This window comes from Pseudomonas sp. PDM09 (assembly GCF_014852305.1).
In the GTDB taxonomy this organism is placed as follows: Bacteria; Pseudomonadota; Gammaproteobacteria; order Pseudomonadales; family Pseudomonadaceae; genus Aquipseudomonas.
In genome coordinates, this window is record NZ_JACVBI010000005.1 from 98,046 (window position 1) to 124,531 (window position 26,486).

16 protein-coding genes and 1 tRNA gene are annotated in these 26,486 nt (G+C 60.1%); 4 read left to right on the forward strand and 13 right to left on the reverse strand.

Annotation, left to right across the window (positions count from 1 at the left end; all coding sequences use genetic code 11):
• Nucleotides 1-129: 129 nt before the first annotated feature.
• The 7 genes from IB250_RS13985 to IB250_RS14015 all read right to left on the reverse strand — a co-directional run bounded on the left by IB250_RS13985 (nt 130) and on the right by IB250_RS14015 (nt 11,368).
• Nucleotides 130-4,230 (reverse strand): hypothetical protein, encoded by a 4,101-nt coding sequence (locus IB250_RS13985; protein ID WP_225603504.1) that lies wholly within the window; start codon nt 4,228-4,230, stop codon nt 130-132.
• Between the two features lie 300 nt (nt 4,231-4,530).
• Nucleotides 4,531-5,523 carry a LacI family DNA-binding transcriptional regulator gene (locus tag IB250_RS13990; protein WP_192344513.1) on the reverse strand — a complete coding sequence of 331 codons (993 nt, stop codon included), beginning with the start codon at nt 5,521-5,523 and terminating at the stop codon, nt 4,531-4,533.
• A 75-nt stretch (nt 5,524-5,598) separates the two neighbouring features.
• Entirely contained in the window at nt 5,599-7,101 is a 1,503-nt protein-coding gene (locus IB250_RS13995) for a glycoside hydrolase family 32 protein (protein ID WP_192344514.1), read from the reverse strand.
• Nucleotides 7,098-8,243: an ABC transporter ATP-binding protein gene (locus tag IB250_RS14000; protein ID WP_192344515.1), complete on the reverse strand. Its 1,146-nt coding sequence runs from the start codon at nt 8,241-8,243 to the stop codon at nt 7,098-7,100. The genes IB250_RS13995 and IB250_RS14000 overlap by 4 nt, the downstream gene beginning before the upstream one ends.
• A gap of 27 nt (nt 8,244-8,270) precedes the next feature.
• A complete protein-coding gene (locus IB250_RS14005; RefSeq protein ID WP_123494902.1) occupies nt 8,271-9,113 on the reverse strand; it encodes a carbohydrate ABC transporter permease in 843 nt (280 codons plus the stop codon).
• Nucleotides 9,110-10,072 (reverse strand): carbohydrate ABC transporter permease, encoded by a 963-nt coding sequence (locus IB250_RS14010; protein ID WP_192344516.1) that lies wholly within the window; start codon nt 10,070-10,072, stop codon nt 9,110-9,112. Before IB250_RS14010 ends, IB250_RS14005 begins: the two co-directional genes overlap by 4 nt.
• A gap of 21 nt (nt 10,073-10,093) precedes the next feature.
• On the reverse strand, nt 10,094-11,368 hold the full coding sequence (locus IB250_RS14015) for an ABC transporter substrate-binding protein (protein ID WP_192344517.1): 1,275 nt from the start codon (nt 11,366-11,368) through the stop codon (nt 10,094-10,096).
• Between the two features lie 168 nt (nt 11,369-11,536).
• On the opposite strand from IB250_RS14015, the gene IB250_RS14020 reads away from it, so the two are divergent.
• Nucleotides 11,537-13,102: a carbohydrate porin gene (locus IB250_RS14020; protein ID WP_192344518.1), complete on the forward strand. Its 1,566-nt coding sequence runs from the start codon at nt 11,537-11,539 to the stop codon at nt 13,100-13,102.
• Nucleotides 13,103-13,191: 89 nt separating this feature from the next.
• Here IB250_RS14020 and IB250_RS14025 read toward each other — a convergent pair whose 3' ends face one another.
• From IB250_RS14025 to IB250_RS14040, 4 genes are all read right to left on the reverse strand, one after another.
• Nucleotides 13,192-15,168 carry a metallophosphoesterase gene (locus tag IB250_RS14025; RefSeq protein ID WP_192344755.1) on the reverse strand — a complete coding sequence of 659 codons (1,977 nt, stop codon included), beginning with the start codon at nt 15,166-15,168 and terminating at the stop codon, nt 13,192-13,194.
• Between the two features lie 97 nt (nt 15,169-15,265).
• Entirely contained in the window at nt 15,266-16,078 is an 813-nt protein-coding gene (gene dapF / locus IB250_RS14030; RefSeq protein ID WP_192344519.1) for a diaminopimelate epimerase, read from the reverse strand.
• 245 nt (nt 16,079-16,323) lie between these two features.
• The gene (locus tag IB250_RS14035) at nt 16,324-18,063 is read right to left on the reverse strand and encodes a dipeptidase (protein WP_192344520.1); all 1,740 of its coding nucleotides are present in this window, start codon (nt 18,061-18,063) and stop codon (nt 16,324-16,326) included.
• 422 nt (nt 18,064-18,485) lie between these two features.
• Nucleotides 18,486-19,598, reverse strand: coding sequence for a CapA family protein (locus tag IB250_RS14040; RefSeq protein WP_192344521.1), 1,113 nt, complete (start codon nt 19,596-19,598; stop codon nt 18,486-18,488).
• 152 nt (nt 19,599-19,750) lie between these two features.
• On the opposite strand from IB250_RS14040, the gene IB250_RS14045 reads away from it, so the two are divergent.
• A tRNA-Gln gene (locus IB250_RS14045) sits at nt 19,751-19,825 on the forward strand.
• A 199-nt stretch (nt 19,826-20,024) separates the two neighbouring features.
• Here the strand turns inward: IB250_RS14045 and IB250_RS14050 are convergent.
• Both IB250_RS14050 and IB250_RS14055 read right to left on the reverse strand, forming a co-directional pair.
• The gene (locus IB250_RS14050) at nt 20,025-22,025 is read right to left on the reverse strand and encodes a peptidase U32 family protein (RefSeq protein ID WP_192344522.1); all 2,001 of its coding nucleotides are present in this window, start codon (nt 22,023-22,025) and stop codon (nt 20,025-20,027) included.
• 112 nt (nt 22,026-22,137) lie between these two features.
• A complete protein-coding gene (locus tag IB250_RS14055) occupies nt 22,138-24,024 on the reverse strand; it encodes a sigma-54-dependent Fis family transcriptional regulator (protein ID WP_192344523.1) in 1,887 nt (628 codons plus the stop codon).
• Between the two features lie 373 nt (nt 24,025-24,397).
• Here IB250_RS14055 and IB250_RS14060 point away from each other — a divergent pair, with 373 nt between their 5' ends.
• Both IB250_RS14060 and IB250_RS14065 read left to right on the forward strand, forming a co-directional pair.
• Nucleotides 24,398-25,456 (forward strand): ATP-NAD kinase family protein, encoded by a 1,059-nt coding sequence (locus tag IB250_RS14060; RefSeq protein WP_192344524.1) that lies wholly within the window; start codon nt 24,398-24,400, stop codon nt 25,454-25,456.
• A gap of 33 nt (nt 25,457-25,489) precedes the next feature.
• Nucleotides 25,490-26,467 (forward strand): thiamine pyrophosphate-dependent dehydrogenase E1 component subunit alpha, encoded by a 978-nt coding sequence (locus IB250_RS14065; RefSeq protein ID WP_192344525.1) that lies wholly within the window; start codon nt 25,490-25,492, stop codon nt 26,465-26,467.
• Nucleotides 26,468-26,486 lie beyond the last annotated feature (19 nt).

Consider the following 26,486-nt stretch of genomic DNA (forward strand, 5'->3'; position numbering starts at 1 on the left):
GGCTCGTCTGGCCTTGGCTCAGGGACCGCAGTGGCCCAATAAAAAACGGCCTGGCCCCTTGCGGGAGCCAGGCCGTGTACCTGCAGCGGTTTTCAGACAATGTCAGTGCTTGCGATGTCGGTCACCGAATCAAAGCACCAAATCTGTCGGTGCCAAGTTAGTCACTCCCACCAGTTCGACCACCACAGGATTTTCGATATCAATCGTCTGGACAGCGGTGAAATCGCTATCCCTATCGACGACCTTGAAATCCAGCGTTAGATCAAGGGTAGCGGGTGTAGTCGTGGTGGTGGAGAAACCAGCATCGATGATCTTCAGCGGATTCGTACTCGTATCCTCCGCAATCGTGTTTCCAGGCCCGACCAGACCACTGACCGGCTGTGCGGCAGTGCTGCTTGCGCCATCGGCACCGACATTGCGATTCAGATTTATCGCGCTGCCCGTAAGGCCCGCATCATTCGAAAGAATCTGAATACCCTTGATGAGCCAGTTATCACCGGTCTGAATGTTGAAATCATTACTTTCAACAATCAATAGCGCATCATTATTGTCCAGGAACGGGTCGTTCGGATCGGCTGGGTCGTTGGCGATAAGGGCCTCGTACTTGGTTCCAACAAGATCGGCGTTGTTTGTATCGTTCTCGTACACATCGCCTTGGTCGACGTAGATGGCACGTGTTGTAGTGAGGGAGGAATTATTTGCATCAGCAAGACTGACTATAAGCAAAAGATCATCGCTTTCAGTCTCATAGCCATCGAACTTGATAAAGAAATCGGTCGCGTAACTAAAATTGGTCGCGCCCAGATTTCCTTTCGGATCAGTCTGGAAGAAATTGATGTTGGCCGCTTCACCTGCCTGGATCGTATTTCCGGAGACGCCCAGAGCAGTGCTGGACAAGGTTACAGGGGCCTGCGTGCCGCTCACCAGCTCATTCGCCGTCACAACAGAATTGCCGCCGGCACTAAGTGGTGCCTCGAAGCCCGTGATCTGGATGAAGAAACCTTCACCAAGCTTCCCGGTAGCCACAGGTGATGGGCCACTGGAAGGGCTCGTGCCACCCACGTCATACGTTTCGTATCCAGTGCCTTCGCCCAGCGTGACGTCTTGCGTCGTTTGCAGCGCATCCATCTCGAAGGTGTAGGTGTCATTGACTTTGTCAAACACCAGCGTGCCTTCCACCAGTTCAGTCGCGGTGGCAGCATTCCGATCGTGATCGTATTCGAACGACACGTTAAACGTGGCAGCGTTGAGGTCCTCTGAATCCCAGGTGACCGTTGGATCAACGATCGCAACATCGTTCGCCGTACCAGAGAGGGCGAGTTCGGCAAAATCACTGTCCGCTGCCGAAGAGTAGGTCGGCCCGCGCTGGTCCGCACCTAACGAGTAGGCGAAGTCACCCGAAAAGGTCCAGGACGTTGCACCCAAAGTGGGATCGCCATCTTGCACAGGGGCTGTCTGTATAACGGGCGTATCGTCGTCGACGGTGATGACCAGTTTGTCGGCCGCGGCCGTCACCGTGTCGCCATCGTAGTCGGTGGCCTGCAGCAGCGTGCCCAGGTTGATGGTGATGTCGTTCTCGTCGTTGCCAGCCGCGTGATCCAGCTGCTTGAGCAGCGTGAAGCTGTACACACCCGCTGCGGTGAGGCTGAACGTGAACACGTCGGCACCGGCTACGCCGGCCTTGGCGGTGAGCGTGTTGCCCACGACGCTGTACACCAACGCCACCCCGGCCGAGCTCAGCGCCGGCAAGCCGCTGGTGTTACTCGACAAGGCATAGCTTAGCGGTGTGTCGGCGCCCGACTGGAAGATGCCAGTTACGCTGCCGCCGGCTGTGGTCGCCTCGCCAGCCACGTCGCCCGTACCACCGGCATTGCCATTGGTCAGGCCATCCTCGTCGACGGTTCCCGTTGCGGCAGTGCCGGTCGCGGTCGGCGTGTCGTCGTCGACAGTGATGACCAGTTTCTCGGCCGCGGCTGTCACCGTGTCACCGTCCTTGTCGGTGGCTTGCAGCAGCGAGCCCAGGTTGATGGTGATGTCGTTCTCGTTGTTACCTGCCGCGTGATCCAGTGGCTTGAGCAGCGTGAAGGTGTAGGCACCCGCAGCGGTGAGGTTGAAGGTGAACACGTCGGCACCGGCTACGCCGGCCTTGGCGGTGAGTGTGCCGCCCGCGACGCTGTACACCAGCGCCACTCCGCCCGAGTTCAGCGCCGGTACGCCGCTGGTATCACTCAACAAGGCATAGGTCAGCGGCGTATCGGCGCCGGACTGGAAGATGCCGGTCACGCTGCCGCTGGCCGTGGTCGCCACGCCAGCCACATCGCCCACACCACCGGCAATGCCATTGGCCAGGCCGTCCTCGTCGACGGTTCCCGTTGCGGCAGTGCCGGTCGCAGTCGGCGTGTCGTCATCGACGGTGATGACCAGTTTCTCGGCCGCGGCTGTCACCGTGTCACCATCCTTGTCGGTGGCTTGCAGCAGCGAGCCCAGGTTGATGGTGATGTCGTTCTCGTTGTTACCTGCCGCGTGATCCAGCGGCTTGAGCAGTGTGAAGGTGTAGGCACCCGCTGCGGTGAGGCTGAACGTGAACACGTCGGCACCGGCTACGCCGGCCTTGGCGGTGAGTGTGCCACCCGCGACGCTGTACACCAGCGCCACTCCGCCCGAGCTCAGCGCCGGCAAGCCGCTGGTGTCACTCGACAAGGCATAGGTCAGCGGCGTGTCGGCGCCGGACTGGAAGATGCCGGTCACACTTCCGCTGGCTGTGGTCGCCTCGCCAGCCACGTCGCCTGTACCACCGGCAATGCCATTGGCCAGGCCGTCCTCGTCGACGGTTCCCGCCACGGCGGTCCCGGCTGCCGCCGGCCCGTCGTCTTCGAAGTTCATCCGGGAACCGATTTCGGTGCTCGTAATAGAGGCTTGGAACAGGTGGAGGCCATCGATATCAAAATCGGCGTGGTTATTACCCTTGGCGTCGAGGGCCGCCCCGTTCTCGATGAGCACGCGGTTGTGATCCGCCGTTGTGGTGTATTCAATCAGGTAGCCGGCTTTAACGCCGATGATGGTTGCAACCCCACCAGTAATGCTGATGACAAGGGCCGGATCAGTCACCAATACGCCTGAATTGAAGACGCGCACATTGGTGATGGCAACCGGCGCATCGTTCGCATATCCGTCGATGAATTGCGTGCCAGATTCAACAGCGGTGCTGAATGCGCTGATTTTTACGACAGCGCTCTTGCCGCTTTGCAACTGCACGACGTCGAAACTGACCGTCTTCACATTGACGACGCCGGTAAAGTCGATGTTGGATTCAACATCTGCTTCGCCCTGGCTAAGGTTGGGAATGGTCATATCCTGCCGGGCACCCGTGACGAACGAAAAGCGGATGCCTTCCTGTTCCGTAATCATCTGGTTGTTGGTGCCGAAGGTGGTCGGCCCACCCGCCTGGCTGGTATTGATCGTGTCGCCGGTCGTTATATTGATGTCGTCGGCTGTGCTGTTGGGGTCAAGCCCGGACTGATTCGCCGGTAACTTGCCGGTGGCGATGATGGCGGGATCGGTGATCCGCACGACACCATTGACCGTTTCAGTTGCCGGGTTCAATTTCGTGAACATCAGGAAGAGGTTCTGACCGGAGGGCGCACCGGCCAGACTGAATTCCAGGTTCTGACTGGCTCCGATGAAAACCTTGCCCGTCAGATCGACCGAGTCATCGGGGTTCGTCGTACCTGGATGCTTGAGTGGTTGGTACTCCACGGTCCAGATCTTGCCGCCTGTGACCGTTTCTTCAATATAGGCAGCGAACACGATCGCGCCGGTTGCGCCCCCGGCTCGGCCCAGAACGATGTTGTTGTTCGTATCGGTATAGAGAAGGATGCTGGTGCCATCGAGGGTATCCAGTCCGCTGTCAAAACCATTGAGCGGTGCGCCATCGCTGCCGACGAAGCTGATATCGGTACCGCTTGTTCCGCCGCTGATGGTGAACGCATCGCTGCCCGCGTTGCCCACGGCACCGGTGTAGCCACTCAAGGCCGCACCCGTTGCAGTACCTGCCCCAAGGGCGGTCAGACGGGTAGAGAAGGCCGAGGGCAGGGATGTCGCCGTGTCGTTGTCGTTAGCGTCTTCGGCAGGGGTTAGAGTGGCGGTGGCGTTCTGCAGTCCGGCCGTTTCGTCCAGCGTAACGTCCACGCCGGTCGCCGCGATGCTCAACGAATTTTGCTCAATAGTCATGACTTTTTCCTGGGGCAGTTGCGGTCATCTAGGCCTGACCGTTGACCTTTGGTCGCAACTATGGATAAACGCCAGGGATTGCGCATCGGCGGATACTCCCAGACGGGCTGGGAGTTTCGGACTACTCGGAGAGGAACGGGAAGAGGCGAGAGGGCGCGGCGTGGCAGCGATCATGAACAAAGGTCATCATGCTGGGGGAAATTGGCGGTGAATCGAATGCCGGGATAACTTCGTTCCACCCAAGTAATCACTCAGCCCTTTACCGAGAGGCTTGCCCCCTCGGTAAAGGGTTTTGATGGCTCATAACGACGTTCTGACCACCAATGGACAATCAACGGGCTGGGCACCCTCTACCTCAAGGGCCTCGATCAGGTGCCGGGCGGCATTGCGACCGATCTCGTAGTACGGCAGTTGCACCGTGGTCAGCGGCGGGATGAACAGTTCGGCGATGCCGATCATGTTGTCGTAGCCGAGCACGGCGACATCGGCGGGAATTTTCAGGCCTCGGCCCAACAACAGCTGATAGGCACAAAAGGCAATCCGGTCGTTGCCACAAATCAGAATGTCGAATTCCGGGCGTCCTTCAATAATGTGCCGGTCGAGGATGGCTGCGGTTTCACCATAGGCATCATGATCGGAAAGGTCGTATTGCAGCAGTGCCTCAGGCGCAAGGCCAAATGCCTGACAGGCACGCTGCAGGCCTTTTTGTCGCAAGCCCCAGGCCAGGCTCTGTTTGGGCAGATTGATGCACAAAGGGCGCCGATAGCCTTGGCTCAACGCGTGATGTACGGCTCGATACTGCCCCGTTTCGTCATCTGGCACATAACTGACCAGGCGACTGTCATCTGCCAGGCAATTGGCAAGCACCAGAGGTTTGCTCTTCAAGCGCTCGGGAATGCTCACCTGGCGAAACCCCATGGCGCTGAAGATCAACCCGTCGGGACGGTGCGACAGCATCAGGTCAATGTTCTGGTCGGTTGGCGGGTTGCTCAGCAGGTTGAGGATGAACACATTCCAGCCCGCCTGCTGCGCGGTCTGTTCGATGGACAGCAGCAACTCGACCGCGAACGGTGTGGTCGCGGTGTCCAGTGCGAACACTCCGATGGTGCGTGACTGGAGGTTGTCGCCGCGCATCTTGCGCGCCGACAGGCTCGGTACGAATTGCAGTTCGTCAATGGCGCGACGCACCCGCTGAAGGGTTTCGGGGCTCAGTTTTTCCGGATTATTGAGCGCTCGAGAAACCGTCATCAGGGACACGCCGGCCAGCTGTGCAACGTCTTTCACTGAAGTCATGCGAGGCGAGGCCGGTCAGGTTGACGCAGGATCATGACACAGGGCCCGGGTTTCCCGCGACTCGAATGACGCCGCTCACAGCCATCCCGAGGCCAGAGGCCACGCCTTGGGAATCGAGACACGGCCGCCACTCCCATTGGCAAACAGCTTCACGCCCAGGCTGTCGGGTAGCGGATAGAGCCGACTGCTGAGGCTGAAGCGCCCGTTCTCGTCGAACACCTCGATGGACGAGCGATCGAGGAACACTCGCAGTTCCAGTCGCTCTTGTGTCGGGTCTATCGACACGCTGCGCTGACCGGTGACTTGCGCACCCGAGCGGCTGCGGTCAAGCACCAGACGCTGCAGCGACGCATCGTAGTAGAGCAGGGTTTCTTCGTGGTCATCGTCGCTGCAACGCAAGGCGATTCCGAGGTGGCCGTTGGTGCAGCCACGCAAATCCAGATGCACATGGATTTCGAGCATCTCGCCATTCACTTCCGGCACGCACCGGGTTCCCGAACCCTCCCACCAAGGCACGCCCGGCAATGGCGCCTGGCGCAGAGCGGTGAGCTCCCGTGCGGGATACACGCAAAGGCGATCGGCGTGCAGTTCAAGTTCGCGCGGCACACCGAGCATGCCGCACCAGTGATGAGCCTGGCTCGGCATCGGGCTTTCCCACATGTCGAGCCACGCCCATACAAGGCGGCGGCCATCGGCGGCCAGAAGCGTTTGCGCGGCATAGAAATCGTGGCCGTTATCCAGCTCGATAAAAGGCCCGCCGGTGAAGTGCCATTGACTGTCGAGTCGGCCCACTCGATAACCGGTCTGGTACTTGTTGAGCCGTTCGTAACCCTCGGGTTGCATGCCCTGAGGGGAGTACAGCAGCACATCGCGCCCGTTCAGCTGGAACAGGTCCGGGCACTCCCACATATAGCCATCGCCCTCGCTGCCGCTAGACACATAGTCGAGGAACTCCCAGGTGTGCAGATCGGTGGAACGGTACAGCGGCAGCAGCGGTTTATCGCCCAGACGTGCGCCGGCAATCAGGTACCAGCCGTCATCCTCCTGCCATACCTTGGGATCGCGAAAGTGCATGATCGTGTCTTGCGGCGCGGTGTCGATGACGGCGCCATGCTTGACGAACCGGATGCCGTCGCTGCTGGTGGCCAGGCACTGGACTTGACGGATCGAGCGCTCGTCACCCACGTCCCCCAGCCAGGTGTGCCCGGTGTAGATCAGTGCCAGGGTATCGCCACACACCACGGCGCTACCGGAAAAACAACCGTCACGGTCGAAGTCATCGCCGGGCGCCAGCGCAATGGGCAGATGCTGCCAATGGACCAGATCGGCGCTCTTGGCATGCCCCCAATACATCGGGCCCCATTTCGCGTCGAAGGGGTGATGTTGATAGAACACGTGGTATTCGCCACGAAAGTACACCACCCCGTTAGGGTCATTCATCCAGCCCACCGGGGGGGCAAGATGATAACCGGGACGATAATCATCGATGACGCGAGACAGGCCATCACTCAGCGCATGTTGCGCAATCTCAAGGGCAGCGGACATTGGAACACTCATGGAATTCAAAGACACAGTCATAGGGCGCTTGCTCGTGCCGAGCGCTGAGGGACGCCAGCCGGCAGGGTTTCAATGGCGTGTGGATGACGGCTCAAGGCCGCGCCGTCGGCGTCGAACAGGTGCAGGTTGTCGATGTCCAGTTGCAGCTCAACCCGATCGCCCGCTTGCCATCCGGCGCTGACCTCGCAACGACAGATCAGTGGCTCGTCCTGACCTGTCTCGAGGTGCACATAGGTTTCGCTGCCCAGGTATTCGACCGCGGTCACCACGACGCCGGCGGTTCCATCCGCCGCCTTGAGCGACACGTGTTCCGGGCGAATCCCCAGGCTCAGCTGCGTACCTGCCGCCAGCTTCGAGCTGTCGAAGGGCAGGGAGGTGATCCCCCAAACGAGGGTGTCGACCAGGCTGGTTTCGCCTGGCGTCTGCAGGCGCGCCGACAGAAAATTCATTCTGGGCGAACCGAGAAAACCGGCGACAAAGCGGCTGGCCGGGCGCTCATAGAGTTCACGCGGTGAGCCGACCTGTTCTACGCGACCGCCATTGAGCACGACAATTTTGTCGGCCAGGGTCATCGCTTCAACCTGATCGTGGGTGACGTAGATCATGGTCGAGCCGAGCCGATCATGCAGTCGGGCGATTTCGTTGCGCATCTGCACCCGCAAGGATGCATCCAGGTTGGAAAGCGGTTCGTCGAACAACAGAATGTCCGGTTCCCGCGCCATGGCTCTGCCCATGGCCACGCGCTGACGCTGCCCACCGGACAGTTCCTTTGGCTTGCGTTGCAGCAGTTTGTCCAACTGCAGGATTTGCGCGGTTTTCAACACGCGCTCGCGCAGGCTGGTCTTTTCCGTCTTGGCCAGTTTGAGGCCAAAACTGATGTTGTCGTAGACGCTCATGTGCGGATACAGCGCATAAGACTGAAACACCATGCCGACGCCACGCTCGCGCGGCTCCAGGTCGTTGACTCGACGCCCGTCGATCAGCAGGTCGCCGCCGCAGATCGAATCCAGGCCGGCGATCAGTCGCAGCAGGGTCGACTTTCCGCAGCCCGAAGGGCCAACGAATACCACGAATTCACCCGCTGCGATTTCCAGGCTGACGTCGCGAAGAATCCGCGCGCCGCCCAATTGTTTGTTTACGTTGTCCAGTTTCAATTTGATCACGATGCTGTTCCTTGTCTTTGTTGGGCATCAACCCTTTAACGCGCCGGCAGTGAGACCGGAAACGATTCGGCGCTGGAAGATCAGCACCAGAATCACCAGTGGGACGGTGACCACCACCGATGCAGCCATCAACAACCCCCAAGGCAACTCATGGGGGCTGCCGCCGGAAATCAGGGCGATGGCGACCGGCACCGTGCGTTGGGTGTCGGTAAGGGTGAAGGTCAGGGCAAACAGGAACTCGTTCCACGCGGCGATGAAAGCCAATAAGCCAGTGGTGACCAGTGCGGGCCAGAGCAGCGGCAACAGCACGCGGGTCAGCGTGACCCAGGGTGAGGCGCCATCCATGATTGCCGCTTCTTCCAGTTCATGGGGCAGTTGCCCCATGAACGTGGTCAGCACCCAGACGGTGAAGGGCAGGGTGAAAATCGTATAGCTCAGGATCAACGCCCAGGATGTGTTGTACAGGCCCAGCGCGCGGATCACTTCGAACAGCCCCGACAGCACCGCGACCTGAGGAAACATCGACACGCCAAGGACCATCATCAAGACCGTGCCACGCCCCCGAAACTTCACCCGGCCCAAGGCATAGGCGGCGGTCAGGCTGAGGAACAGCGCCAGTGTCACCACGCACAGCGCAACCACCAGCGAGTTGCCGATCGCCCGCAGGAATGAGGCTTGATTGAGTACCGCCGCGTAGTTGGAGAAGTCGGGGTTGTCGATCCAGTAACTCACCTCGAACAAGGCGCTGGACGGCTTCAGCGACGTCACGATGGCGTAGTAGAAAGGGAAGACCGCATACAGCAGCAACACCCCGATCAGACACCAGAATCCGAGGCGCAACAGGGCTTTTTTCAGTAGGCGCAGGTTCATGACCGGACCTCCAGTTGACGGCGTCCGAGGTAGAGATAAAGCAGGGCGATGACCGCAACCACCAGAAACAACAGCGTCGAGGCCGCGCTGCCGTAACCGACGTCCTGGAATTCCACGAGATGCTGGCGGGCATACACCGACATGCTCATGGTGCTCGACGAGTTTGAGGTCAGCACATAGATCACATCGAACACCCGCAGCGAGTCGAGGATGCGGAAGATTGCCGCCACCAGCAGTGCGGGCATCAGCAGGGGCAGCGTGACACGCCAGAACACCTTCAGCGGATGAATGCCATCGACCCTGGCAGCTTCGTAGCAATCGCTCGGCAACATCTGCAACGCGGCCAGCATCAGCAGCGTGACAAACGGGACGGTTTTCCAGACATCGACGATGATCACCGCCCACATCGAGAGATCCGCATCGGCCGTCCAGGCCAGAGGGGCGTCAATCAGGCCCAGGCTGAGCATCAGGTGATTGATGATGCCGAACTGGTCGTTAAGCATCCATGACCAGATCTTCGCCGAGACAATGGTCGGAATCGCCCAGGGAATCAGAATCAACGCACGCACCAGAGCACGTCCGGTGAACTTGATGTTCAGCAGCAACGCCACCAGCAGCCCCAGTACGACTTCCAGTCCCACCGACACCACGGTGAAATACAAGGTGTTGCGCACCGCGTTCCACCATTGCGGATCGACCAGAATGCCCGACCAGCTGGAACCGTTGTGGAACAGATAATTGCCAAAGCCTATGAAGGCTCCGCCACCGGTGTCCGCCAGGTTGGCGTCGGTCAGGCTGAACCAGAATGTGCGCAGTAGCGGCCAGGCTGCCACCAGGGCCAGACACAGCAACATCGGTGTCAGAAACAGCCAGGCGGCGCGCACTCGGCGACGTTGTACGGGCGTTTCCCTGGTGAGCAGCAGCTCATCACAGGGGGCATGGGTAGAAGAGACAGACATGGTGATTTCCTTCCTTGTGGCTTACCAGTTCCGGCGTTTGATGCGCGTGAGTTCGCTTTCCAGTTCTGCCAGCGCCTGATCGACAGGCAACTCGCCCGCCAGCACGCCATGCACTCGATCGAAGAACGCATTGGAGACCCGTGGATAGCGATCGGCGGTGATGGAGGCGGGACGCATGACCCCATCGTTGAGAATGCTGTGCAGTTGGGCGTAATAAGGCATGGCCGCGAGCAGTTCGGGGTCTTGATACAGCGACTCGATAACCGGGTTATAGGCGCCTATCAGGGCACGATGTTTTTGCTCTTGGGCACTGGTCAGGTAGCTCACCAGTTCGGCGGCCAGTTTTGGGTGGGCGCTGTAACGCGATACCGCCAGGCCCCAGCCACCGAGGGTGGATGCATGGCTGCCGGTCTCGCCGCCGCGGGGCAGGGGAGCGACCCCGACCTTGTCTTTTACGGCACTGTCCTGACCTTGGACCAGGGCCCAGACATACGGCCAGTTACGCATGAACAGCGCATTGCCCGACTGGAATACGCCCCGGCCTTCCTCCTCGGTGTAATTGAGTACGCCGCGCGGGGAGATGTCGCCTACCCAGCTTTTGGCCAGGGTCAACGCCGTTCTTGAAGCCTGACTGTTGACCACGATATCGCCTCGTGAATTGACCAGTCCGCCTTCCGGTTGGCTGCTGATCCACTCCAGCGCATTACACGTCAGGCCCTCGTAGGCGCGCCCCTGAAAAATGTAACCCCAGGCATTGGGGTTCCCGGCGGTGCGTTCAGCCTGTTGAATAGTTCTGGCGGTAGCGGTCATTTCCTCCCAGGTCCGGGGAACCTGCTGGTTGTACTTCTCGAGCAAGTCCTTGCGGTAATACAGCAGGCCCGAGTCGGTGAACCACGGCATCGTCACCAGCCGTCCGTTCACCGTGGCGTTGTCCACCTGTGCCTGGAAATAGCCTTGGGTCGCGTTGGCAGGAAGCACCTCGCGCAGATCCAGCAAATGTTTGGCCAACATCCCCGGCCACACCATATCGATTTGAATGATGTCGATGTCGCTGGACTGCGCACTGAGGATCTGTTGGTAGAACGACAATCGCTCGGTGGCCGAGTTAGGCGTGGAAACCACCTCGACGTTGTTGCCGGTCTGTTTCGACCACGCCTGGACAGCCTCTTTGCAGAGTTGTAACTCCGCACCTACCGCCCCACACGAGATCGTCAAATCGGCAGCGCTCGAGAGGGATGGAAGCCCGGCGCAGAGGGTAAGCAGTGCTGCTGGAAGAAGAGATTTGAGGTGTTTCATAAAGCCCTCTTTATTTTTGTTTTTAGAAAAGTTAACGTTAACATCGCCAAATGTAGCAGTGTATTTGCGATGAGGCATCCTTTTTTTCGTCGATTTTGACAATTAACAATTCACGAAAAAAAGGCCGGTCGCAGGACAGAAAAATAAAAACAAAACAGGAAATCCCCCATGCAGAAAGCATCAAGCTGGCTACTCGCAGGCGTACTCGGCACCTCGGCGGCGACCACTCAGGCCGCGACTCTGGAACAACGAATGGCCGCGTTTGAAGCGCGTGCCGCCGCTGCGGAAAAACGCGCCGCCGCAGCCGAGCAGCAAACCCAGGCACTTGCCAGAGAATTGCAGCAGATCAAACTGGCGACTCCCGCCTTGCAACCGGCGGCGTCCACTGCAGCCGCTACTGCGGCGCCTACTTTGGACACTCGACTGGCAAAACTCGAAGCCCGTCAGCAAAGCATGGAAAAGCAGGACAGTAGCGGACACCTGACTGACGGTTTCAGCTTCAAGGGTTACGCCCGCTCCGGATTGCTGATCAACGATGGGCTGGGTGGTGGTCGTGGCGGCCCTTATACAACGCCTGCCGGTTCAGTCGGTGGTGCCGTCGGGCGACTCGGTAACGAAGACGACACCTACATGCGCATAGACCTGTCGAAAGAAATCTATGCGCAGAACGGCACCCGTTCCAAATTCACGGTGTCCATCGCCGACGGTGTGGAAAGCTCCAACGACTGGACCGCCGACGAGAGCAATCTGAACGTGCGTCAGGTGTTTACCGAGCTCGATCATCTCGCTGCCTTCAAGGGCAATTCAGTGTTCGAGAACTCCACCCTGTGGGCTGGCAAACGATTCGACAGAGACAACTTCGATATCCACTGGCTGGACTCGGACGTGGTCTTTCTGGCCGGCACCGGGGGTGGTATCTACGATGTGCAGATGAACAAGGACTGGCGCTCGAATTACTCCTTGATCGGGCGTAACTATGGGGATTTCAGTGAGGGCGGTGTCAATGCCGATGTGGAAAGCTACATCCTGACCTCCAACCAGTTCTTCGATAATGGTCAGTGGCAGTGGATGTTCAATGGCATTGGCTCAAAGAAAAACGACTTTGCCACTCGCACCAATGAAGCGGGCCTGACGCCTGCGGATTCCGGCTTGCACAGCATGCTGGCCAATCATCAGAAAAACTTTTTCGGCCGCGAAGGCTTCTTTAAAACAGCGCTGCTCTACGGGCAAGGTCTGGGGGCAGAGGTCAAAAACATCGGTTCGGATGGCGAACTGATCGACGACGCCCGGGCTCTGCGTCTGGCGCTTTACGGCGAGACGCCCATTGCCCCCGGCTGGCGCATCGGCCCCAGCTTGTTGGCCGAACAAAGCAAGGACAGATACGTCAAGGGTGACGACTACCGCTGGATGACTTTGAACGTGCGGTTGGCCAATGAAATCAACAGCAATTTCGAGATGGCCTACGAGATGAGCTGGCAAACCATGGACCTCGACCCCAAGGGCTACCTGCAACGTAATGCGGTCGACGGTAACTTCTGGAAATTCACGATTGCTCCGACATTCAAACCTGACGTTGGAGACCTGCTCACACGCCCTGAATTGCGAGTATTCGCAAGCCTGATGAACTGGTCTTCGGATCTGGACGGATACAGTTCCACAGACAACTTCGGCAAGTCGGACTTCAACGCCGGCGGTGTATGGCAGTACGGCATACAGATGGAAACCTGGTTTTGATATCTGCTTCATCTGTGTAGGCGCCAGGCTTGCCGGCGAAGGCATCTTTGAAAGCGCCTTCGCCGGCAAGCCTGACTCCTACGAAGCGTTCATGAGGCGGTTCTTCCACGCAGAATTTCGATGGGCGGCTCGATCAGTTGCAGTTCGAGCTCACCCGAGGCTGGCACGAATCGCGGGCCAGTGCTTTCAGGCGTTGCCCGCAACCTCCAGGTGCGCTGTACCTTCGCCAGTTTGGCGACTCCCGATCCCAGGGACCAGCGCCGGCAGACCTTCTCCAGCTTGAGTGGGTAAATGGTCAGTTGGTCGCCTTTGAAGTGCATGCGCAGGAAACACTTGTGGTCGGCGATGCACTGCGAGGAAAAAACCGCCTCGCTGTGTAGCCCCCAGAAGGTATTGCCCATCACCATCCAGGCACCGAACAACAGGCCTCCCAAACTGCCGCCGAGCACCAGCGTCTCCGCCAGGAACAACACAACCTGGTGCAGGTTTTCAACCTCCAACTGCAGGTAGTGGATGTTGACACGGCCCATCAGCCACAGCAGTCCGATAGCCAGTCCCAGATGAAGGACCCCGTGAACAGCTCCAATGGCATAGGCGAGCTTTCGGGTGCGCTTGACCCCGGCGGCTGAGAACACGGCGCAACCCAGCACAATGATCACGGCGAACATCACCGACGAAGGACTGTGTGACAAGACCAGGAGCAGATGTCGCCAAACTTCGCTGATGTTGGGAATAGACGCCTGGAGGTCAGACAACACGTCCATCAGGCTGCGGTTGCCTCGTGCCGGGTGGGGCACCGTGCTGGCGCTTTGCACCATCCAGTCAAACAGCAGGTACAAGATGGCCAGCATGGCGCAGAACGAGAGATTGCGGGTAGGTAGCCGCCATGCCCGATTACGCAGTTGCTCGGAGGTCTTTTTGGCCGGGTAGACCGCCGCCAGCTCGTAATGCTGGCGGGTTCCGCCAACGTTGATCGGCTTGGGCGGATCGGGAAGGTGATGGGTGGCATTCAAGAAGGCGCCACCGCCTCCGCAGGTGATGCGCTGCGGCGCCTGGGTGCCCGCTTGTGGCTGGTAGCGCGCGTAGTGGTGTGAGTCTCCGGCCAAGACTACCGCGAGGTGGTCACCCAAGAGTTCCTCGATCTCGCGCAGGCTGCGAAAGCGCGGCGTCTGGGTTTCGATCGAGGGCAAGGCCTTGCTCTCCTCCCGTGCCAGCCGTTCGGCCTCGTCCACCCAACTCGGCTCGGGTGTACAGAGGATCACGCGATCGCCTGGCTGCAATTTGGCGTGCATCTGTTGGAAGTATTGCTTCTGCTGGCGGTCGATCATGGATTCAAACTGCAGATCCAGGCCCCAGACCCACCAGCCATTGGGCAACTGCAGCACGTAGTAACCGGTGCGCTGGCGGGTGTCCCAGGCGCCGATGGGCTTCTGCTCGCAAAACAGTTGGGAGAAACCGCGCAGACCGTCATACCAATCATGGTTGCCAGGCGTCGCCAATATCCACGGCGCACCCGGCTGTCGTACGGGCTGGGCCTGGTCACCCGGGCGCTCCTTGGGTACCGGCGCGGGAAATGCGGCGCGGAAGGGATCAAGGAAACGGGTGCGATACCCGTTGCCGGCCGGTGTGGGATAGACCTGATCGCCGCCGAGCAGCAGCACGTCGCCGCGCGGCAGTGAGAGCTGGTGTTCCGGCAACTCGACAGCATGGCTGACACACAGCGCCATCGAGTAGGTAGAGTCCCAGCCATCGCCGGTATCGGCCAGATAATCGACCCACACGTCACCGTCGGCAACCACCTGGATAGGCGGGTTAGAGTCCCGGGGGTTGAGCATCGCCAGCACTTCGCGCGGGTCTGCGAAGGCTCCCATCGTGGTGGCGACAGCCGTTTGTAAGCCCGTGCGCATCAGCTGCAACGGGCCTAGCCAGTTGACCATCGCCTCCTGGGTGTAAAGCTCGATGCGGCTATTGAGCTTGGGAGATTGGGTGGAACGGGTCATGGCGAGGGGCGAAGTGTGCGGCGTGGGCGCCTCTCCAGCGCGAAACTCAATCGAATGCTCCTTCATCATCCAGCCTCCATTGCTGTAACGAGTTCAGGTACCTCAAAAGGGTGATCTTTTGTCGGTCGATTCAGAATAGGTCAGTTACGCGATGGTTGCCGATTCATAGCCTGAGGCTGTCGTGAACGGTTCCCGAAAACGTTGTCTCTACCGGCCCGATGAGAAAGACAGGTCCCACGCCATCCCATTGAACCGTTACGGTGCCGCCATCACATTCAACCTCAACGCAATGATCTAACAAACCACGACGAATGCCGTTAACAGCGGCGCCACAAGAGCAGGAGCCTGAGCCGAGTGGAATCCCGCCCCCGCGCTCCCAAATGCGCAATCGAATGTGCTTTCGATTAATGATCTGGACGAAATGCACATTCGTCTTGAGGGGGAATAGAGGGTTGGTTTCAATGATCGGTCCGAGGGTCGCTATATCGACGGCGGTGAGATCATCGACGAAATAGGTGCAGTGCGGATTGCCCATACTGGTCGCTGCTGGGTCACCCGCCAGTGGTAAAACAGCCGTATCCAGTTCCAGCGCCAGGGGAATTTCCGACCAGCCGAAAAGCGGTTCCCCCATGTTGACGGAAATCTCACCGCTTGAGGTTCGCTCACAGGTGAGTAGGCCACGGTTGGTTCGCAGTGTTATCGACGTAGTATTTGATTCGCGCATCAGCATATCCGCGGCCCCCCGCGTTGCGCTGCCACACGCATCCAGGTTGGAACCATCGGCATTCCAGAACATCAGGCGCGCAACGGCATCATCGCAATTGAGCACCACCGCGAGTTGATTGAATCCGATTCCACGGTGCCAATCACCCATTCGCCGGGCCATGGCGCTTGTCACTGGATTGGCCGAATTTCGCGAGTCCACGATGACGAAGTCATCGCCGTTGGCGTGCATTTTATGAAAACTTAGCGACATAAATTGATCCCACTGAATTCCAGGCAATCTCTGCCGCGACGCACTCGATGTAGCAGCTGCCGAGCCTGCGAGGCTGCGCAGCAGTCGTGAGTCCGGCAGGCAAGGTCTGCCTGATATATAACTATTGCTGATTTGCGGCTGCTTCGCAGCCGAACGCAGCCTCGCAGGCTCGGCAGCTGCTACGGATAACATTATGTCTTGACTGACTGACAGACCCGCCAGAATAGCGGGTCCGAAAGGAGGGATCAGAGTTTTGGCATCTGCCCGATGCGCCCGAACATTTCGGTCACGATCTGCAGGTCCAGCAGGAACTGGTCGACAGTCTTGAACTCGTTGTCGTTGTGGCCGGTGTACTTGACCTCGGGCCTGGCCAGGCCGAACTGCACGCCATTAGGCAACTCATGGACCGAAGTGGCGCCGGCAGAGGTGCCGAATTTGTGTTCCATGCCGAGGTTTTCGCTGGCCACGGCCAGCAGGGCCTTGACCCATTCACCCTCCGGGTTGCGGTGCATCGGCTCGGCGATCGAGTAGTCAAAGGCCGCCGCAATGTGGGTCTTCTTGCTCCAGACGCCAAGCTTGTCGGCGATTTCGGTCTTGAGCACTTCCGGGGATTTGCCCTTGGGCACCCGCAGGTTGACCGCGAGTTTGAAGGTTTTTTCATCCATCCCGACGTAGGTCAGGGATGCGGTCAGCGGTCCCATGAAGTCATTGGAAAAGCCGACCCCCAATTTGCCACCCAGGTAGTCCAGTCCCCAGTTGTCGGCGGCGTAGCGGGCGGCGTCGGTGATGTGGTTGTGCTTGAGCGCGACCTTCCCGTCGAGGCTGTTGATGAAGTCCAGCATCCTTGCCACCGGGTTGACGCCTGACTCGGGCTCGGAGGAGTGGGCGGAAACGCCGGTGACCGTCAGTTTGACGTCCTTGCCGACGACCTTGGCGCTCACCTCGAAGTTGCCGCCATTATGCTTGGCATAATCGCTACCTGCTTTCTGCAGGCTGGCAGCCAATTCGGCGGGCTTGGCAGTCACCAGGGTGGCGACCGAAGTCGATGGAATCTGGTTGGTTGCCAAGCCGCCCGTCATTGCAGTGATTTCGGCGCCTTTGCCCTCTGCGGCGCGCCGAGGAAAACTGGCCATGACGGTGCCGTAGCCTTTCTCGGCAATCACCACCGGATAGCCGCCATCCAGCGCCAGGTTGTAGTTGGGCGTCGGGTTGTGTTCGAAGTAATAGGGGATGGCGTCGCCGGTGGTTTCTTCGGTGGTGTCTACCAGCAGCTTGAAATTCCTCGCCAGCGGCAGCTTCTCTTCCTTGATGATCTTCATGGCGTAGAGCGCCACCACGATACCGTTCTTGTCATCCTCGGTGCCCCGGCCATACAGGCGGTCGCCGACCAGAGTGACCTTGAACGGATCGAGTCGGGTGCCGTCTTTCAGGACCCAGTTCTCCGGCGTTACGGGCACCACATCGGCATGCGCGTGAATGCCTACGACTTCGTCGCCATTGCCTGCGAGGGAGATTTCATAGACGCGGTTGTCGATGTTGCGAAAATTCAGGTTGAACGCTTGGGCGAGGCCCTTGAGCTTGTCGGCGATCTTGATGAATTCGGGATTGTCGTGCTGAGCAACGCCGTCCACGCGGAAGGTCGGGATTGCCACCAGCTCGCGCAGGGTCTCGGTGGCAGCGCTGCCGTATTTCACCCGTGCATAGAGGCCAAGCAGGCGATGGATCTCGTTCTGTTGTTCAGCGGTAAGCGGCTTGTTGCCCTGGAAGGCACTGATTGCCGGGCCGAGATCGCTGGTGTGGGCAAGGTCGCTCTTGGCCAGGCGTCCCAGGAATTGCCTGAAATCGGTGACCGATGTGTTACTGAAGGTCTTGAGGATGGTCGCGCTCTGTTGCGCGGTGATGTTGGCGTGCGCTGACGTGGTGAACGACGAAAGGCTGGCCAGCATCAGGGTTGTAGCGGCCAGGTGCTTGAGTGAGAAATCCATTGTTGGGGGCATTCCTTTGCAGGCAGGTTGTAAGAAATATCTGGTCGATGAGTCAGAAACGTTTCCAAACTAACACCACAAGGGAGTGGTACGGGAGTCCCTGGAGGGGGATCTGTCGCACAAAAATGCAAAAGCGACGCAGAAACGAAAAAAACCGGGAAGGTTGCTTAGTGCCAGTCAGTTAAGCCGTAATGTTATCCGTAGCAGCTGCCGAGCCTGCGAGGCTGCGAGGCTGCGTTCGGCTGCGAAGCAGTCGTAAAATCAGAAATTGTGGTGTGTCAGGCAGGCTGCATCTGTCGGACTCACGACTGCTACGCAGCCGAACGCAGCCTCGGCAGCTGCTACATGGATTGCGTCGTGGCTGAAATTGCTAGCTGACTGGCATTGGAGGGTTCCCTGGGCTTTCACATGTCCAGAGGCTCTTACCAACGCAACTCGAAGGCATTTTTCGCACCCGGCTGGATGCCGCTGCCCAAGCGCGCGCACTCGCGAGAAAGGGTGTCGTGCAGCCATTGACGGTCATCCCCTTCGGCGCGACAGATGCGAAAGCCACGCAGGTGAGTGGGGACCAGATCCAGCGACTGCAGGTGCCCGTTCGGGTCCAGCGAGGCAAAATACAGAAGCCCCAAGTCGCCGCGAAAGGCTGTGTGACCCTCGATGCCTTCGTAATCGTTCAGCAAATCACCGCAGCCGTAGAGAATCAGGCGTTCGCGGTACACCTCGATGCCCTTGATGTGGTGTGAGGAATGCCCGTGCACCAGGTCAACTCCGGCTTCGTCGATCAAGGCATGGGCGAACCGGACCTGCTCGCGCGGGATATCGAACCCCCAGTTGCCGCCCCAGTGAATGGAGGCGACCACCAGGTCCCGCGGTTTTTTGCCCTGGAGAATCCGTTCGGCCACAGGGCGCAGGCTGTGCATCGACAGATCCTCAAGGCGCGCAACGCCTGCGCGCCTGTCCGTGGCGGCCCAGTCCGAGGGTATGCCACTGTCTGGTGCGCCGAGGCCAAACACCAGCAAGCGCCGCCCGCCAGGCTGCGGCAGCACGGCGGGCGCTTCGGCAAATTGCCGGTTGTGCCCGGCGCCGGCACTGCACACGCCGTTGCTCGACAAGGTATCCAGCGTATCGGCCAGGCCGGCAGCTCCCCAGTCCAGCACATGGTTGTTGGCCAGCACGCAGCAGTCGATGCCGGCTGCGCTGATGGCCGGGAAATTCTCCGGGCTCATGCGGTAATTGATGCCTTTTGGCGCCGGTCGTCCGCGGCGCGACACCGCTGTTTCCAGATTGATGATGCGTGCGTGTGGCTGGCGACGTTCAAACTCATCCAATGCAGCGCCCCAGACATAGGTGAAATCGACGGGGAGGGGAATCGGGCCATTGAGTCTTTCTGCCAGCCGGACGTAAACGCCGGCATTCTTGACGTAGTCTTCGTAAAGCTGCGGATCGCCAGGATGTGGCAGTACTGAGTCGATGCCGCGGGCGGTCATGACATCGCCGGCGAGAAACAGCTTCAGTGTATCGGTAACAGCCGCCATGGCACCCTCCAGCATCAAGAGTAAGCATCTGTTTTAAAACAAATATATTTTTGTGCTGGCCTTCCCAGATGAAGAGAAAGTTGATAAATTGCCGCCCGTTCTTGCAGCGGCCCTTACAGGGTTTGTCGCGCAAGGGCACTCGCTACAGATACAGGGGCGTCGCCAAGCGGTAAGGCAGCAGGTTTTGATCCTGCCATGCGTTGGTTCGAATCCAGCCGCCCCTGCCATTTTCCTGATACTCATCCAAGTATGGCCCCGCCGGCAGGCAGTGCGGGAGTCTTGGAGAGTCGTCATACAGAAAACGCCAACGCCGATCCGGCCTGGCGTTTTTTTATGCCTGTAAATCCCTTTAGGTGACGTCTTTGACGTTCAGCCGTCTTGCGAGTGCAGCGAGCGCGGCGCCGTAGCGGCGCGCTCGCCAGTCTCTCAGTGGGGCGCGCGAGGGATGGTCTTGAGCAGCTCTTCAGGGCTGATGTGGCCGACGACCTGCTGGACCACGCTGCCCGGTTGCGGCAGGTCAAGGATGTGCCCCTTCATCTTGCCGATCACGTGCATCTCGCAAGGCTTGCAGTCGAACTTCAGCGTCAGCACCTCATCGCCATGCACCAGTTGCATCGGCGCGACCTTGGTACGCACGCCGGTGACGCCCTTGGCCTGCTTGGGGCAGAGGTTGAAGGAGAAACGCAGGCAGTGCTTGGTGATCATCACCGGCACCTCGCCGGTCTCCTCGTGAGCCTCATAGGCCGCGTCGATCAGCTTGACGCCGTGACGGTGATAGAAGTCGCGGGCTTTCTGGTTGTAGACGTTGGCCAGGAACGACAGGTGCGACTCCGGGTACACCGGTGGCGGCTCGGTCTCGGCCTTGCGACCACCACGAGGGTGGGCTTTGATGCGGGCCGCGGTCAGCGCTTCGATGACTTCGCGGCGCAAGGCCTTGAGCTGCGAGTTGGGGATGAAATACGCCTGCGGTGCATCCAGCTCGATCGCCGTGGCGTGGTACTGAGTAGTGCCCAGTTGGCCGAGCAGGTCGTGCAATTGCTCCAGGGCCTGTTCCGGCTTGTTGGCCAGACCGAATGGACCGTCCAGGGCGACACTGGCGCTGACACCTTCCTCGCTGGTGGCGGTCAGCTCCAGGCGATCCTCACGCAGGCGAGCGATCCAGGCAACACCGATCCGGCGCTCGGCGGAGGTCTTGAGCAGGGCCTGGTGCCAGTTGTGGTCGAGGTTGCGGCTCAGCGGGTGATTCGGTCGCAGCTGATGCAGCCCCTTAGGCATCTCATTGGGCTCCACACGATAGCGGTAGCGCTTTTCCCCGTCCTCTTCGAACTCGCCCTTCGGCTCGGCGATGTTGGTACGCCAGCCCACGACTTCACGCTTGACCAGCACATTGAGGCCGTCGCCGTTGGACAGCGGTTCGTGGGTGACCACCAGCAGATCGCGCTTGCCGACTTTCTCCACCACGCCCACTGGCAGGCCGGTGAAGGTCGGTGTGTCGAAGGCGCCAATGTCGATCTTGCGGTCGCTGACGAAGTAGTCGGTGCTGCCACGGTGGAAGGTTTTGTCCGGATCGGGCACGAAGAAGTGCGCGGTGCGGCCGCTGGACGCGCGGGCCAGGTCCGGGCGGTCTTCGAGGACATCGTCCAGGCGCTGGCGATACCAGGCAGTGATGTTCTTCACATAACCCATGTCTTTGTAGCGACCCTCGATCTTGAACGAGCGCACGCCGGCTTCCACCAGCGCGCGGATGTTGGCGCTCTGGTTGTTGTCCTTCATCGACAGCAGGTGTTTTTCGTAAGCGATGACACCGCCTTTTTCGTCCTTGAGGGTGTAGGGCAGGCGGCAAGCCTGGGAGCAGTCGCCTCGGTTGGCGCTGCGGCCGGTCTGCGCATGGGAAATATTGCACTGGCCGGAGAACGCCACGCACAGCGCGCCGTGGATGAAGAATTCGATCGCCGCATCGGTTTCGTCGGCGATGGCGCGGATCTCCTGGAGGTTCAGCTCGCGGGCCAGTACCAGTTGGGAGAAGCCGGCCTGGTCGAGGAACTTCGCCCGCGCCAGGGTGCGGATGTCGGTCTGGGTGCTGGCGTGCAGCTCGATCGGCGGAATGTCCAGTTCCATCACGCCCAGGTCCTGGACGATCAGCGCGTCGACGCCGGCGTCGTACAACTGGTGGATCAGCTTGCGGGCCGGCTCCAGCTCGTTGTCGTGCAGGATCGTGTTGATGGTGGTGAACACCCGGGCGTGGTAGCGACGGGCGAATTCCACCAATTGGGCGATATCGCTCACCTCGTTACAGGCGTTGTGGCGGGCGCCGAAACTCGGGCCCCCGATGTATACGGCGTCGGCGCCATGCAGGATGGCCTCGCGGGCGATGGCCACGTCGCGGGCGGGGCTGAGCAGTTCCAGATGATGTTTGGGCAGGGACATATTTTTTTAGTCGGGCTTGTCACGGTCGAGGTGCGCATTGTAGCGGCGAAATGTTTGATCGGCACCCATAGGCCCCTCCGGCGACGAGCGGGGCGGCCGGATGAAGCTGTGGTTAGCCTCTGCCAGGCATGTCGATGTCATGTTGATGCACCCGTCGATACAGCGTTGCCCGTGAGATGCCCAAGGCCTTGGCCGCGGCGGTGGGTTTCCAGCGATGACGCACGAGGGCATCGATGAGTGCCTGGCGTTCCGGACTGGCGCAGCGTTCCACGATGTCAGCTGAAGCCGGATCATTGGGTCGATGGCCGAGCAGTTGCTCAGGCAAGTCACTCAACAGAATCAAATGGGTCTCGCACACCGCACAGGCATAACGCAGCACGTGCCGCAGTTCGCGCACATTTCCCGGCCAGCGATAGCCGAGCAGGCATTCCAGCGCGGCGCTTCCCAGTTGCACTGCTATCCCACAGGCCGACGATTCTTCTTCGAGTATCCGGTTGATCAAGGCCAGCCGATCGCTGCGCTCGCGCAACGGCGGTAACTGGAATCGCGCACCTCTGAGGCGAAAGTACAGGTCCTCGCGAAACTCCCCAGAGGTCACCAGCGCTTCCAGATCGCGGTGGCTCGCGCAGACGACCTGAATGTCTATCGCTTTGCTTCGTGACGCTCCCAGGGGCGCCACTTCGCCCTCGGCTAAAACCCGCAACAGGCGGGTTTGCAGGGGCAGGGGCATGTCACCGATTTCATCGAGAAACAGAGTGCCGCCATCGGCCTGTTCCAGCAGCCCTTGCATGCCTTTGCTCGAGGCACCGGTGAAAGCGCCGGCCACATAACCAAACAGCTCACTTTCGATCAGGTTTTCGGGAATCGCTGCGCAGTTCACCGCGATAAAAGGTCGCTCACGGCGCAGGCTGGCCTGGTGCAGCTGGCGGGCGAAGACTTCTTTGCCAGAACCGGTTTCCCCCTGGATCAGCACCGGTAGATTGCGGTCTTTGACCCGCACCGCAAGGCGCAGGCTTTCTTCCAGTCGCGGGTCGAGTTCGGCGGGTGACAGCACCCGGCGCGCCGGGGTGCGTTTGACCCGCCGTGGTGCGTTGAGTCGTCCATGCAAGGCGTGGCGGCCACCCTGGCAGTGAAACAGGCAAAGCGATTCGTCCCTGGCCCGATGCAATAACTGCTGATCGAACACTTGGTCGATGTGTTCCGGCAGTTGACCAAAGCGGTGCGACAGCCACTGCCGCGCCGCTGGGTTCAGCGCCTGCAGTCGCCCGTCATCGTCCCAGGCGAGCAGGTAATCGGGTTGGCTGTCGACGTAGCCCGGGCTGTTGTGAGCCCGCAGCACCCAGTAGCCCTGGGCACTGCTCATGAAAAACGCCTGTTCTATTTCCCGCGCGCTCTGCACCACCATCTGCCGGATCAGGTGTTGCGAACGGCGGTCGTCCGCAGAGCGCACCGCGGACACATCAAGCACTCCGAGCAGTTCGCCCCGAGGGTCGAAGACGGGAGCAGCAGAGCAGGTGAGCCCGATAAAAGCGGCGCGGAAGTGATCTCGCTTATGCACCGTGACTGGTGTGCGTGCGGTCAGCACCGCGGCCACGCCACAGGTGCCTTCCTCACCTTCTGACCAGCAGGTGCCCAGGTACAGGCCGGCTTTGCGGCAGTCATTTCGGATAGTGCTTTCCACGCGGTAGTCGATGGTCTGGCCCTGGGCATCGGTCAGCAATACGCAGTAATCGGCATCGCGCACGCGACCATGGAGGCGGGCGACTTCTTCGCTGGCGATGCGCAGGAACAGTTCGGAGCGTTCTTGACACTCCTGCAGCACGTTCTGCGAAAGGATCCGTGGCCCTTGTAATGAGCCGGGGTCCAGGTGGTGTTGCTCCATGGAGCGGCGCCAGGAGTCCAATATCAAGTCCGGCACAGGCAGTTGCGGCAGGTGCGCTGCGTTCTTCAAAACACGGCTGACGCAATCCACGTGCGCCTTCGAGTGGGCGGAAAGCATTTAAGGTCTCCGGTTCGATGTTCTTTTAGTTGTGCGGCCATTAAGCGCCGTTCACGGACGCTCGACAAGCATCGGTTCACTCATGGCGACGGTGAGACGCAACGTCTCAAGGTCTCACCACAAGCCCGCGCTGGCTGACATGGGACGTCTCAATCGAGCGTGATCCCAACCCTCATGGACTCAAGTCGGAGCCGCTCTGGAACAGGCATCCTGGCGCTTTTTTGCAAATCTGGCACCGGCCTTGCTCTAGTCCCTGAAACGTAGCCCCTGCAACCTAGTCCCAGCAACCAGTGCGCTGGCAACCCAATAATAAAAAGAGGTGCCCTATGTCCTCCTGCCGAGACCTTTTCCCTGTTCTACCTGTGGTGCTGGCATGAGTCGCTTGCCATTGACCGTCGGCATCATTGCCAACCCGGCGTCCGGCCGGGATGTACGGCGCCTGACGGCGAATGCCGGGTTGTTTTCCAGCACCGACAAGGTCTCGGTGATCCAGCGGCTGCTGGCAGCTTTTGGTGCCACCGGTGTCGAGCGGGTGCTGATGCCCACCGACATGACCGGTATCGCCGCTGCGGTGTTGAAGAACAGTCATGGCCGCCAGGCGCGTGACAGCCACTGGCCCACCCTGGAGTTCCTCGACCTTACCTTGCGCCAGAGCGTGGCAGACACTCGCCAGGCTGCGCGCTGGATGGCTGAACGCGGCGTGTCGCTGATCGCCGTACTCGGCGGTGACGGTACCCACAAAGCGGTGGCTGCAGAAGTCGGCGACATTCCACTGCTGACGCTGTCGACAGGGACTAACAATGCCTTCCCGGAACTGCGTGAGGCCACCAGTGCCGGGCTGGCCGGCGGGTTATTCGCCAGCGGGCGGATTCCACCCGAAATCGCTTTGCGCCGCAATAAACGTCTGCTGGTGCGGATTGCGAACCGCGACCTGTGCGAAGTGGCCTTGGTGGACGTGGCGGTGTCCTCGCTGCCGTTTATCGGCGCCCGCGCCATCAGCCGTGGGATCGATCTGGCGGAGGTGTTTGTAACCTTCGCCGAACCTCAGTCCATTGGCATTTCGGCGCTCTGTGGCTTGTGGTTTCCGGTATCGCGCCAAGCCCCCAATGGCGCCTGGATGCGCCTTGATCCGCACTCTTGCGAAGCGTTGCTGGTGCCACTGGCGCCCGGCCTGTTGCAAGGCTGCGGCGTACTCGCCGCCGCCAGCCTTGAACCCGGCGTTGCCCATCGTCTGTGCCTGACCAGCGGCACCCTGGCCCTGGATGGCGAGCGGGAAATCGAATTCAACGCCCCTGACTTACCCACCGTTACCCTCGATGCCGGCGGTCCGCTGAGCATCGATGTCAATGCGGCGCTGGCCTATGCAGCGCGAGAGCGGCTGCTGGCCATCGGCCGTGAACATCCGCAACACCCTTTGAACCTTGCACCTTGAAACCTGAGCCTCAAGACACCCTGGAGAATAAAAATGTCGACACAGCTGACCGCTGATCAATTGCTGCATGCCTATCGGGTGATGCGCACCATCCGCGTTTTTGAAGAGCGCTTGCACGTGGAGTTCGCCACCGGCGAGATTCCCGGTTTCGTCCATCTTTATGCCGGTGAAGAGGCCTCGGCCGCCGGTGTCATGGCTCACCTGGGGGATGATGATTGCATCGCCTCCAATCACCGTGGCCACGGTCATTGCATCGCCAAGGGCGTTGATGTGTACGGGATGATGGCCGAGATCTACGGCAAGAAAACCGGGGTTTGTCAGGGCAAGGGCGGCTCCATGCACATTGCCGATTTCGAGAAGGGCATGCTCGGCGCCAACGGCATCGTCGGCGCCGGCGCACCGCTGGTTGTGGGCGCGGCTCTGGCCGCCCGACTCAAAGGTACCGACAGCGTCGCGGTGGTGTTCTTCGGCGACGGCGGCTCCAATGAAGGTGCGGTGTTCGAAGCGATGAACATGGCTTCGGTGTGGAACCTGCCGTGCCTGTTCGTTGCCGAGAACAATGGTTATGCCGAGGCCACCGCCTCCAACTGGTCTGTGGCGTGCGATCACATCGCCGACCGCGCGGCCGGCTTCGGCATGCCCGGGGTCACCGTCGACGGCTTCGATTTTTTCGCTGTTCATGAAGCCGCCGGCGCCGCCGTGGAACGGGCTCGAGCGGGTGAAGGACCGTCGCTGATCGAGGTCAAGCTCACCCGCTATTACGGTCACTTCGAGGGCGACGCCCAGACCTACCGGGCACCGGACGAGGTCAAGTATTTCCGCGAGCATAACGACTGCCTGATGCAGTTTCGCGAACGCACCACTCGGACCGGTTTGATTGATGCCGGCCAGTTGGATCAGATCGATAGCGAAGTGGACCTGCTGATCGAAAATGCCGTGCGCAAGGCCAAGTCCGACCCCAAGCCGAGTGCGGCCGACCTGCTGACCGACGTCTACGTTTCCTATCCCTGAACGCCCCCTATAACAAGAA

Excerpts from the sequence above, each read along its gene's own strand:
- IB250_RS13985 (WP_225603504.1), bottom strand. The coding sequence starts at position 4,230 with ATGACTATTGAGCAAAATTCGTTGAGCATCGCGGCGACCGGCGTGGAC.
- IB250_RS13990 (WP_192344513.1), bottom strand. The coding sequence starts at position 5,523 with ATGACTTCAGTGAAAGACGTTGCACAGCTGGCCGGCGTGTCCCTGATG.
- IB250_RS14065 (WP_192344525.1), top strand. The coding sequence starts at position 25,490 with ATGTCGACACAGCTGACCGCTGATCAATTGCTGCATGCCTATCGGGTG.
- IB250_RS14035 (WP_192344520.1), bottom strand. The coding sequence starts at position 18,063 with ATGGATTTCTCACTCAAGCACCTGGCCGCTACAACCCTGATGCTGGCC.
- IB250_RS14015 (WP_192344517.1), bottom strand. The coding sequence starts at position 11,368 with ATGAAACACCTCAAATCTCTTCTTCCAGCAGCACTGCTTACCCTCTGC.
- IB250_RS14050 (WP_192344522.1), bottom strand. The coding sequence starts at position 22,025 with ATGTCCCTGCCCAAACATCATCTGGAACTGCTCAGCCCCGCCCGCGAC.
- IB250_RS14055 (WP_192344523.1), bottom strand. The coding sequence starts at position 24,024 with ATGCTTTCCGCCCACTCGAAGGCGCACGTGGATTGCGTCAGCCGTGTT.
- IB250_RS14040 (WP_192344521.1), bottom strand. The coding sequence starts at position 19,598 with ATGGCGGCTGTTACCGATACACTGAAGCTGTTTCTCGCCGGCGATGTC.
- IB250_RS14060 (WP_192344524.1), top strand. The coding sequence starts at position 24,398 with ATGAGTCGCTTGCCATTGACCGTCGGCATCATTGCCAACCCGGCGTCC.
- IB250_RS14025 (WP_192344755.1), bottom strand. The coding sequence starts at position 15,168 with ATGAAGGAGCATTCGATTGAGTTTCGCGCTGGAGAGGCGCCCACGCCG.
- IB250_RS14020 (WP_192344518.1), top strand. The coding sequence starts at position 11,537 with ATGCAGAAAGCATCAAGCTGGCTACTCGCAGGCGTACTCGGCACCTCG.
- IB250_RS14005 (WP_123494902.1), bottom strand. The coding sequence starts at position 9,113 with ATGAACCTGCGCCTACTGAAAAAAGCCCTGTTGCGCCTCGGATTCTGG.
- dapF (WP_192344519.1), bottom strand. The coding sequence starts at position 16,078 with ATGTCGCTAAGTTTTCATAAAATGCACGCCAACGGCGATGACTTCGTC.
- IB250_RS14010 (WP_192344516.1), bottom strand. The coding sequence starts at position 10,072 with ATGTCTGTCTCTTCTACCCATGCCCCCTGTGATGAGCTGCTGCTCACC.
- IB250_RS13995 (WP_192344514.1), bottom strand. The coding sequence starts at position 7,101 with ATGACTGTGTCTTTGAATTCCATGAGTGTTCCAATGTCCGCTGCCCTT.